This window comes from Pseudomonas sp. lyk4-R2A-10, assembly GCF_030209075.1.
In the GTDB taxonomy this organism is placed as follows: Bacteria; Pseudomonadota; Gammaproteobacteria; order Pseudomonadales; family Pseudomonadaceae; genus Aquipseudomonas; species Aquipseudomonas glycinae.
Genome location: NZ_JARVSR010000012.1, coordinates 589960 through 601074 on the forward strand (window position 1 = coordinate 589960; position 11115 = coordinate 601074).

Below are 11115 nucleotides of genomic sequence, written 5' to 3' on the forward strand. Positions count from 1 at the left end.
CAATCCTCCAGGCGGCTCAATAAGCGATGCGGATATCAGTGAAATCCAGTTCGCGCTCGGTTTCCGGCGACTGCCCTTCATCGAACAGCAATCGGTGAATGCGCCGCGCCGATTCCTGAAACGCCACACCGCCGAGGCTGTGCAAATCGTATTGATGACTGTGCACTTCCGCCCTCACGCGGCCCGGATGCGGGGACAACAGCAGGATCCGATTGCCGACCACCAGCGCTTCTTCAATCGAGTGGGTGACGAACAACAAAGTGAAACGCACCTCCTCCCAGAGCAGCAGCAATTCCTCCTGCATCTTGCGCCGGGTCAGGGCATCCAGCGCGGCGAACGGCTCGTCCATCAGCAGGATTTTCGGCTGCATCGCCAGCGCCCGGGCAATCGCCACCCGCGCTTTCATGCCGCCGGACAGGGTGTGCGGATAGGCATCGGCGAACGCCGCCAGACCGACTTTTTCCAGATAATGCAGCGCGCGCTCTTCGGCTTCCTTTTTCTTCAGCGTGCGCGAAGCCAGCAGCGGAAACATCACGTTCTGTTTGACGGTTTTCCACGGTGGCAGTTGATCGAACTCCTGAAACACCACGATCCGGTCCGGCCCCGGCGCGTCGACGCGCTGGCCCTGCAGACGGATCTCGCCCTCGCACGGCGTAATGAACCCGGCGACGGCTTTGAGCAACGTGGATTTACCGCAACCGGACGGGCCGAGCAGCACGAAACGATCCTGTTGATCGACTTCGAAACTGACCTGGTGGGTGGCGCGCACGACGCGCTGCGGCGTGCGGTATTCGAGGCTGACCTGGTCGACCGCCAGCAGCGCTTGTGCGGTGGCGATAGGGTTGCTGGCCGCGTGGCCTTGCAAAGGGGCGTTCATGTCGATCAGCTCCCCTGCAACGGTTTGGCGTCCTGGAAGAAGTAGTCCTTCCACGATTCGGGTTTGTTCTTGATCGCGCCGACGCGGTAGAGGAATTCGGCGAGCGGGTAGGTGTTTTTCGGCGTGACACTGAATTCGAATTGCGGGTTGTCGATGATTTTCAGCAACGCAGCGCGGTCGATCTTGGCCTTGGTCACGCGGATGTAAGTGTCCGCCGCCGCGCCTTTATCGTTCTGCGCAAATTGCGCCGCTTCGGTCAGCGCTTCGACGAACGCCTTGTAGGTTTTCGGGTTCTCGTTGCGGAATTTCTCGGTGGCGAACAACACCGTCGGCGAGTTCGGCCCGAGCACGTCATAGGAATTGAGCACCACGTGGACGTTCGGATTTTCCAGCGCCTGATCCTGGAACGGCGGGTTGGAGAAATGCCCGGTCAGCTCGGTGCCGCCGGCGATCAGCGCCGCAGTGGCGTCCGGGTGCGGGACAGCGATGGTGTACTTGTCGAGGCGATTGAATTCCTTGTCGCCCCACTGCTTGGCGGCCGCGTATTGCAGGAAGCGCGACTGCACGGAAACGCCCACCGCCGGCACCGCGATGCGGTCCTTCTCGGTGAAGTCGGCGATGGTTTTGACCTTGGGATTGTTGCTGACCAGGTAGTACGGGAAGTTGCCCAGCGAGGCCACGGCTTTGACGTTCTGCTTGCCGTGGGTGCGATCCCAGATGGTCAGCAACGGCCCGACGCCAGCGCCGGCAATGTCAATGGAGCCGGAGAGCAGCGCATCGTTGACCGCCGCGCCGCCGGACAGCTGGGTCCAGTCGACCTTGATGTCGAGGCCTTCCTGCTTGCCGTACTTCTCGATCAGTCCCTGATCGCGCACCACGTTGAGCAATAAATAGACAATGCCGAACTGTTCGGCGATGCGGATTTCACCTTCGGCGTGGGCCACGGTCGGCGCCACCAGGCTGCCGGCGATCAGGCTGAAACCGAGGCCGATGGCCGCCGCCAGCGGTGCGAATGGAAGACGTTTGGACATGATCGGATCTCCGGCAAATCAGAAAGGCGCGTCGCCCTGGATAGTGGTGCGATACAGCTTGCGGCGCAGGTGCGCGGGGCAACCGGCGGCAAGGTGGATCAGCGAGCGGTTGTCCCAGAACACCAGGTCGTGTGGCTGCCATTGATGGCGATAGATGTTCTGCGGCAGCACGCTGTGGGCGTAGAGCTCGTCGAGCAGTTGTTTGCTCTCGTCTTCCGGCAGGCCGACGATGCGGGTGGTGAAGCCTTCGCTGACGAACAAGGCCTTGCGGCCGTTTTCCGGATGGGTGCGGACCACCGGGTGCACGACCTCGGCAACCTGAGCCAATTGCTCCGGGGTCAGGGTCGGGCGCCAGTTGCCTTCGAATTTGGTTTCGCTGTAGCGCGCGGTGTAGGAATGCGCAGCCGAGCGGCCTTCGACCGCTTTGCGCAGCGCGTCGGGCAGGCTGTCCCAGGCTTTGTGCATGTCGGCGAACAGGGTGTCGCCGCCTTCGGGCGGCAGCTCCTGGGCGTGCAGCATCGAGCCGAGGCTCGGCAGCTCTTTATAGGAAAGGTCCGAGTGCCAGAATTTGCCGGCATCGCCGAGGCCGATGTTCTGGCCGTTTTCGACGATGTTGGAAACAATGAGGATTTCCGGGTGATTGGCCAGCAGGAACTGCTTGAGCACGTGGATCTGCAACACGCCGAAACGGCGGCTGAAATCGATCTGCTGTTGCGGGGTGATGCGCTGGTCGCGGAACACCACAACATGGTGATCGAGGTGCGCGCGGTGGATGCTGGCGAAGTCTTCATCGTTGACCGGACGGGTCAGGTCGAGGCCAATGATTTCGGCGCCGACGGCACCGCTGAACGGGCGGATCTCGAAGGTTTGCGGCGCGGCAGTCGCGGCGCTTGGGGTAGCAGTAGCTGCGGACATCAATCAATCTCCCACGCACGGCACGCTCAAGGGCGCGCGCGTCGATCAGAAACTCACGCTGGATTGCGTGTTGGTTCGTGTCGTGCGGCGCGCCGATTGGTCGGCAGGTACGCAGGAGGCTGACTTTATAGCTATAAGAAGCGGAATTTAAATACTGTTAACGAATAACGATATGGCGATTGTTTAGGAATGGACTGGATGGTGAGTGACCATTTGTGTCACTTCTGGACGGAATGTGTTGGTGCGACGAACGCCTCCGCGAGTCCCTCGAAGGCGTCCGTGAAGATTTACCGTTCGTGCAACGCCTCGGCGCGCGCCCGGATGATTGGCTTGAGCAGATAGCTCAACACGGTCTTCTTGCCGGTGATGATGTCCACCGACGCCACCATCCCCGGGATGATCAGCAACGGCTTCTCGTCGGTGCCGAGATGGCTGCGCTCGGTGCGCAGCTTGATGACGTAGTAGGTGGTTTTCTTGTCTTCGTCGGTGATGGTGTCGGCGCCGATCTGTTCCAGCTTGGCTTTGAGACCGCCGTAGATGGTGTAGTCATACGCGGTGAATTTCACCGTGGCTTCCTGGCCAGGATGCAGGAACGCGATGTCCTGCGGGCGAATCTTCGCTTCGACCAGCAGGGTGTCGTCCAGCGGCACGATTTCCAACAGGTCGCTGCCCGGCTGGATCACGCCGCCGATGGTGTTGACCAGCATCTTGTTGACGATGCCCCGCACCGGCGAAGTAACGAGCGTCCGACTGACCCGGTCTTCCAGCGCCTTGCCGGTGGCCTGGGCCTTGTTCAGGTCGGTGCGCGCCTCGTTGAGCTGAGTCAGGGCTTCGCTGCGGAATTTGCCGCGGGTCTCGTCGATCTTGCGCTGCACTTCCTTGATCGCCGATTCGGCGCGCGGGATCGCCAAAGTGGTGGCGTCGAGCTGACCACGGGTTTCCACTTCCGCACGCTTGAGTCGCAGCACTTCCACCGGCGACACCGCGCCCTGGGCCACCAACGGCTCGGACATGTTGATTTCCTGGCGTTGCAGGCCGAGTTGCTGGCGGTACTGCGCCTGTTTCGAGGTGAATTCGCGCAGCTCTTGCTGACGCTGGATCAACTGTTCCTGCAACCCCCCAACTTCATCGTGCAGTTGCTGGCGACGGCTGATGTACAACGACTCTTCGCTCTTGGCCTGACCCGGCACGGCTTTGAGCACGTCCTCGGGGAAATTCAGCGGGCGGTCATCGACCTCGGCGCTCAGGCGCTCGACCCGCAGCAGCATCGACAGGCGATCCGCTTCGGTCTCGCCGACATTGGACGCAAAACGCGTGTCGTCCAGGCGAACCAGCGGCGCGCCGGCCTCGACGATCTGGCCTTCCTTGACGAACAGTTCGGAGACGATACCGCCCTCGAGGTTCTGGATTTTCTGGATCTTCGACGAAGGAATCGCCTTGCCGTCGCCCTTGGTCACTTCGTCGATGACGGCGAAGTTGGCCCACAGCATCAGGAACACGAAGAAGCCGATGATCGCCCAGATCGTCAGGCGCACCACGCGTGGCGCGTCCTCGATCAAGGCCTTGTTGACCTCCGGCAGCGGCTGGCCCTGCAGCGATGCCGAGCCTTTGAAGTAGCGGCGGATCGAATCCTTGAAACCCGACTTAAGCAACACTGATCTGCCCCTTCTTCAACGCTTCCATGACGGCCGCTTTCGGGCCGTCGGCGAGGATCTGTCCACGGTCGACCACCAGCAGGCGGTCGACCAGCGACAGCAGCGATGCCCGGTGCGTCACCAGCACCACGGTCTTGTTTTCCACCACCGCCGCGAGGCGTTGCTTGAGGCGTTCTTCGCCGGTGTTGTCCATGGCGCTGGTCGGTTCGTCGAGCAACAGGATCGGCGGATTGAGCAACAGCGCCCGAGCCAGGGCAACGTTCTGGCGCTGACCGCCGGACAGGTTCTGTCCACGCTCGCCGACTTGCAGTTCATAACCCTGCGGGTGCAGTCGGGCGAATTCGTGGACGCCGGCCAGTTCAGCGGCCTGCAAGACAAGTTCGTCTTCGACGTAACGGGCGCCGGAAATCAAGTTGTCGCGCAAGGTGCCGGCCAGCAGCTGGATGTCCTGCGGCACGTAGCCGATGTTGTAGCGCAACTCGCTGACGTCGATCTGGCGGATGTCGACGCCGTCCACCAGCAACGCACCGTCGTCCGGCTGATAGAGGCCGACCAGCAATTTCGCCAGCGAACTTTTGCCCGAGCCGCTGCGGCCGATGATGCCGATCTTCTCGCCGGGACGGATCACCAGGTTGATGTTCTTCAGCGCCGGATTCTGTTGCTCCGGGTAGGTGAAGCTGAGCTGGCGGCATTCGATCGCGCCTTGCAGCACCTTGCGGCTCAGCGGGCGCTCTTCGAAATTGCGCTCTTGCGGCAACTCCATCATCTGGTCGACCGAGGTCATGGTCACCCGCGCCTGCTGGTAGCGGGTCAGCAGACCGGACAGCGACGCCAGCGGGCTGAGGGCGCGGCCACTGAGCATGTAGCAGGCGATCAGGCCGCCCATGCTCAGGTTGCCGGCGATGATCTGGTACACGCCGAAGACGATCATGATCACGCCGGCCAGTTGCTGGATCAGCAGGGTGATGTTCATCGCCAGACCGGAGAGCATTTTCACCCGCAGCTCAAGACGGCTGAGGGTGCCGATGGTTTGCTCCCACTGGTACTGGCGTTCGCTTTCGGCGTTGTTGACCTTCACCGCGTCGAGGCCGGCGAGGGTTTCGATCAGGCTCGACTGACGCTCGGCGCCGAGGGCCATGGTGCGTTCCATGGTTGCCACCAGCGGCTTCTGCAACGCGTAGCCGATCAACAGCGCAATCGGGAAGGCCAGCACCGGAATCCACACCAGATGCCCGCCGAGTATCGCGATGACAATGAAGATCAGGAGGGTGAACGGCAGGTCGATCAGGCTGGTCAGGGTCAGCGACGCGAGGAAGTCGCGCAGACTCTGGAACTCGTGGATGTTCTGGGCAAAGCTGCCGACCCGCGCCGGGCGGTATTTCATGGCCATGCCGACGATGCGTTCGAACAGCGTGGCGGAGATGATCAGGTCGGTTTTCTTGCCGGCCAGATCCAGGCACAGGCTGCGCAGGCTCTTGAGGATCAGGTCGAACAGGTAGGCGCCGGTGATGCCCAGTGCGAGCACCCACAGGGTCGCTTCGGCCTGGTTCGGCACCACGCGGTCGTAGACGTTCATCACGAACAGCGGCGCGGCCATGGCGATGATGTTGATCAGGAAACTGGCAGCGATGGCGTCGGCGTACAGCCAGCGCGAACGCTTGAGGGTGTCGCGAAACCACGAGCGTGCACGCGGGATCAGCGTGCCGTGGTTGACGTCGAATTTGTGCTGGGGCTGGGCGAAGAACACTTTGCCGGTGTAGTCGTCGGCCAGCAGTTCGCGGCTGACCAGAGACTCGCCGCCGTCGCTTTCGCTGAGCAGCACCCGCGCTTCGTTCTCACCCTGCCAGCCGAGCAGGACGGCACTGCGGCCATCCTTGAGCAGCAACAGCGCCGGCATGGCAATCGCCGGAATTTCTTCAAGCTTGCGTTGCAGGACTCGCCCTTGCAGCCCGGCGCGCGCCGCTGCACGGGGCAGCAGCTCGACACTCAGGCGTTGTTTTGGCAGCGGCAGGCCGGTGGTCAGCATGGCCGCGCTGGCGGGTTTCTGATGCAGCATGCAGAGAGCGAGCAGACCATCCAGTAACGGATCGTCGTGCAACGCGCGTGGATCATGACTGAGATGAACTCGACTGACTTCTGATTCCACGCTCGACACTCTTTAGCAGTTGAAAAGGGACAACTCAATTCATCCCAGGCAGCTGGACCTTGGGCTTCACGTCGTTCTGCACAACGGATGCCAAGGGTGCGACCACTCCCTGGCTCTTGAGTAACTCGCCCATGGTCGCCTTGATTCGATACTGAGTAAATAACTGAATGTTTTTGATCTCGGCCAGACGGCGCGAAGCGGTGAACAACTCGTTTTCGCTGTCGAGCAAATCCAGCAGGGTGCGTTCACCGAGGCTGAACTGACGCTGGTAAGCGGTGCGCACCGAGGTGCTGTGATCAACGTACTGCTGAGCGATCGGCACTTGGGCGTTGGCGTTGTTCAGGGCGTTCCAGGCCAGGCCCAGTTCTTCATTCAATTGGCGCAAGGCGTTGTTGCGGATGTCCAGCGCCTGGTTCGACAGGTAGGACTTGGACTCCAGGTCCGCCTTGTTGCTGCCGCCCGAATACAGGTTGAAGCGCATGCGCAGCATGGCCTGCCATTCGTTGTTGTGACCGTTCTGGCCATCGAGGTCGTTGTCGGCAGTGCGGCCCAGCTCGGCGTCGAAGCGCGGGTAGAAGGTCGACTTGGCGGTCTCGTACTGCTTCTCGGCCGCGGCGATATCGGACTCGGCCGAGCGCAGGATCGGGCTGTTTTCCAGCATTTGCTGGCGCGCTTCATTCAGGTTGGCCGGCATCATCGCCATGAACGGCGCCGGACGCTCCAGTTGATCGGGCATCTGGCCGACGGCACTGAGGAAGTTGGTTTCCGAGTCGGCGAGGTTGGTCTGCTCGGTGATCAGGTTGTTGCGGGCCTGGGCCATCCGCGCTTCGGCCTGGTCAAGGTCGGCACCGCTGCCGACGCCGCGCTGGGTGCGCAACTGGATCTGGTCGTAGATGCGCTGATGGCTCTTGAGGTTTTCTTCGGCCAGACGCACGAACTCGCGACGGGTCAGTACATCCAGGTAAACCTGGGCCACGGTCAGCGCGGTGCGTTCGGAAGTGCCGAGCAGGGAATACGCGCGGGAGTTGACGGTGGCTTGTTGACGCCCCACTTCGCTGGACGTCGCAAAACCGTCAAAAACCATTTGCGACAGACGTAAACTTGACTCACTGCGGTTCAGGGTTTCCCAGTGATTGCCGCCACCATTGGCACGGGTGGTGACGCTGTCGGTGCCTTCACGGCCATAACCGCCCAGCAGATCGACCTTGGGCAGGTATCCACCTTTTGCAGCCTTTAATTGATAATCCGCGGCCAGTCGGCTGTTGACCCCTGCCTGGATTTCCGGATGGACATCCAGCGCCTGCTGCATGGCTTCTGGTAAGGATTGTGCTTGGACGAAAGACGCGGCGAGAGCGAAGGGTAGAGCCTTGAACAGGTGCGAACGCATGGTAAAGATTTCCCAGAACTTCTTGTCTTGAATCACAGCAAATTGGTGAGCTGCGTCGGAAGATGGCAACCGGAATGACCGTATGTCGGAAAGTTTAAAACCGGAACTGGATCACACGCTGAAGGGCAGGTCGCCGCATAAATATCAATGTGACATTACTGGGGCGATTGTTTAGGATGGCACCCAGAAGGTCAATAGTTTGGCATAAAGTTAATAGCGAAAGAATCTAGCCAAAATATTGACGAATGCCAGCGTCAACTTTGTTTCACCTTTTTTTAAAGTACGTCCAGACTGAATCGGCGCAGATCGCCATCAGGTCTATGGAAGTCAACTGAACGTGACACCCGGAGAGTCTTCAATGAGCAGTGTTGTTGCCATCGTCAAAAGCATTGTCGGTCAGGTTTTCGTGGTGTCCCCAGAGGGCGTCCGTCGCGTACTCGTTGAAGGCGACCGGCTGTTTGCCGGCGATCAGGTCGACACCGGCGTTTCCGGCGCCGTGTCCCTCGAACTGGCCGATGGCCGCACGATCGATCTGGGCCGCGACACTCAGTGGAGCGCCGACACTCCGGATTCCAGCACTGACCTGGCCGAAGCCACCGCGCAAGCCGCGCCGTCGGTGGAAGAGCTGCAACAAGCCATCGCCGCCGGTGTCGACCCGACTACCGCCCTTGAATCCACCGCAGCCGGCCCGAGCGCCGCTGGGACTGGCGGTGCCGCTGGTGGCGGCCACAGCTTCGTGATGCTCGATGCGACCGCCGGCCGCGTCGACCCAACCATCGGTTTCCCGACTGCGGGCATCAACGCTGCAGGCCAGGCCGCGCAAAACATCACCGGCGGGCAGAACACCGACACCACCGCCAACGCCCTGCGCGAATCGACCCTGAGCCTCAGCGCCACGCCGAGCATCACCGAAGCCGGCGGTGTGCTGGTGTACACCGCGACCCTGACCCAGGCGCCGCTGACCGACCTGACCATCACCCTGTCCAACGGCGCGGTGATCGTGATTCCGGCCGGTTCCACCACTGGCACCGCCAACGTGCCCCTGGCACCGAACGACACTGTTTATAACGACCCGACCCAGATCGACGTGACCGTCACCGGCACCACCGGCGGCAGCGGCATCACCGTGACCCCGCCGACCACCCCGGCCACGACTCAGGTCACCGACACCATCGACACCACCACCGTCACCCTGACGGCCGGCCCAAGCGTGACCGAAGGTGGCCAGATCACCTACACCGCCACGCTGACCAACCCGGCGCAGACGCCGGTGACCGTTACCCTGTCCAATGGCTCGACCATCACCATCGGCGCCGGCCAGACCACCGGCACCGTCAACGTGCCGACCGCGCCGAATGACGTCTATAACAACGGCAGCACTGTCACCACCACCATCACCGGAGCCACCGGCGGCAACTTCGAAAACCTGGTGCCGAACCCGACACCGGCGGTGACCACCATCACCGACTCGATCGACACCACCGGCCTGACCCTGACTGCCACCGGCACCGTGGTCGAAGGTGGCCAGATCACCTACACCGCGACCCTGACCAACCCGGCGCAGACCCCGGTGACCGTCACCCTGTCGAACGGCTCGACGATTACCATCGGCGCTGGCCAGACCACCGGCAGCGTCAACGTGCCGACCGCACCGAATGACGTCTACAACAACGGCGGCACTGTCAGCACCACGATTACCGGTGCCACCGGCGGCAATTTCGAGAATCTGGTGCCGAACACGACGCCAGCGACCACCACCGTCACCGACTCCATCGACACCACCAACCTGTCGCTGAGCGCGACCGGTTCCGTGGCCGAGGGCGGTTCGATCGTTTACACCGCAACCCTGACCAATCCTGCCGGCACCCCGGTGACCGTGACGTTGAGCAACGGCTCCGTCATCACCATCGAGGCGGGTAAAACTACCGGCACCGTGACCGTTCCGGCGCCAGCCGATGACGTCTACAAAGACGCCGGCAAAATCGAAGTCACCATCAAGGACGCCACTGGCGGCAACTTCGAGAACCTGGTGCCAAGCACTGTTCCCGCTGTCACCGAAGTGACTGACACCATCGACACGTCGACGGTCAAACTGACGGCTGATTCTTCGGTTGCAGAAGGCGGCACCGTTACCTATACCGCTACGGTTGGCGCACCAGTCACCGGTTCGCCGGTGACTGTCACTTTGGCCAACGGTCAGACCATCACCATCGAAGTCGGCAAGACCACCGGCACCGTGACCACCACCGCGCCGAATGACGCATTGGCTGGCAACGCACCGCTGACCAACTCGATCACCGGCGTTTCCGGCGGTAATTACGAAAACCTCGTGGCCGACAAAACTCCGGTTTCGACCACGGTTACCGACGTTGCCGACATCACCAACCTGACGCTGAGCGCCACTGGCACCGTCGCCGAGGGTGGTTCGATTGTTTACACCGCGACCTTGACCAATCCTGCGGGCACACCAGTGACCGTGACGTTGAGCAACGGCTCCGTCATCACCATCGAAGCTGGCAAAACTACCGGCACCGTGACGGTTCCGGCGCCAGCCGACGACGTCTACAAGGACGCCGGCAAAGTCGAAGTGACCATCAAGGATGCGTCCGGCGGCAACTTCGAGAATCTGGTTCCGAGCACCGTTCCTGCCGTCACGGAAGTGACCGATACCATCGACACCTCGACCGTGAAGCTGAGTGCCGATACATCGGTGGCTGAAGGCGGCACCGTCACCTACACCGCGACGGTGGGCGCGCCAGTGACCGGCTCGCCGGTGACTGTCACTTTGGCCAACGGCCAGACCATCACCATTGAAGTCGGCAAGACCACCGGTACCATCACCACTACCGCACCGAACGATGTGCTGACCGGCCATGCACCGCTGACCAACTCGATCACGGGCGTTTCGGGTGGTAACTACGAAAACCTGGTGGCCGACAAGACTCCGGTATCGACCACGGTTACAGACGTTGCCGACACCACCAATCTGACCCTGAGCGCGACCGGCACTGTCGCTGAAGGCGGTTCGATCGTCTACACAGCTACCCTCACCAACGCCGCCGGCACTCCGGTGACCGTGACCTTGAGCAACGGCGCCGTCATCA

Annotated in this window: 7 protein-coding genes; 1 reads left to right on the top strand and 6 read right to left on the bottom strand. The window is 61.7% G+C overall.

Annotated features, from left to right (window positions below; all coding sequences use genetic code 11):
• Positions 1 to 16: 16 nt before the first annotated feature.
• The 6 genes from QRN46_RS23560 to QRN46_RS23585 form a co-directional block, all read right to left on the bottom strand.
• Complete coding sequence (locus tag QRN46_RS23560; RefSeq protein WP_201818036.1) at positions 17 to 877, bottom strand: ABC transporter ATP-binding protein; 861 nt, start codon at positions 875 to 877, stop codon at positions 17 to 19.
• A 5-nt stretch (positions 878 to 882) separates the two neighbouring features.
• A complete protein-coding gene (locus QRN46_RS23565) occupies positions 883 to 1908 on the bottom strand; it encodes an ABC transporter substrate-binding protein (RefSeq protein ID WP_007957722.1) in 1026 nt (341 codons plus the stop codon).
• Between the two features lie 18 nt (positions 1909 to 1926).
• Complete coding sequence (locus QRN46_RS23570) at positions 1927 to 2823, bottom strand: TauD/TfdA dioxygenase family protein (protein ID WP_011331852.1); 897 nt, start codon at positions 2821 to 2823, stop codon at positions 1927 to 1929.
• A gap of 287 nt (positions 2824 to 3110) precedes the next feature.
• Positions 3111 to 4478 carry an HlyD family type I secretion periplasmic adaptor subunit gene (locus QRN46_RS23575; protein ID WP_011331851.1) on the bottom strand — a complete coding sequence of 456 codons (1368 nt, stop codon included), beginning with the start codon at positions 4476 to 4478 and terminating at the stop codon, positions 3111 to 3113.
• On the bottom strand, positions 4468 to 6624 hold the full coding sequence (locus QRN46_RS23580) for a type I secretion system permease/ATPase (RefSeq protein WP_041475100.1): 2157 nt from the start codon (positions 6622 to 6624) through the stop codon (positions 4468 to 4470). Before QRN46_RS23580 ends, QRN46_RS23575 begins: the two co-directional genes overlap by 11 nt.
• A 34-nt stretch (positions 6625 to 6658) precedes the next feature.
• On the bottom strand, positions 6659 to 8011 hold the full coding sequence (locus tag QRN46_RS23585; RefSeq protein WP_011331849.1) for a TolC family outer membrane protein: 1353 nt from the start codon (positions 8009 to 8011) through the stop codon (positions 6659 to 6661).
• Positions 8012 to 8369: 358 nt separating this feature from the next.
• Here QRN46_RS23585 and QRN46_RS23590 point away from each other — a divergent pair.
• The coding region (locus tag QRN46_RS23590) for a retention module-containing protein (protein WP_285357580.1) at positions 8370 to 11115 on the top strand (2746 nt) is incomplete at its 3' end.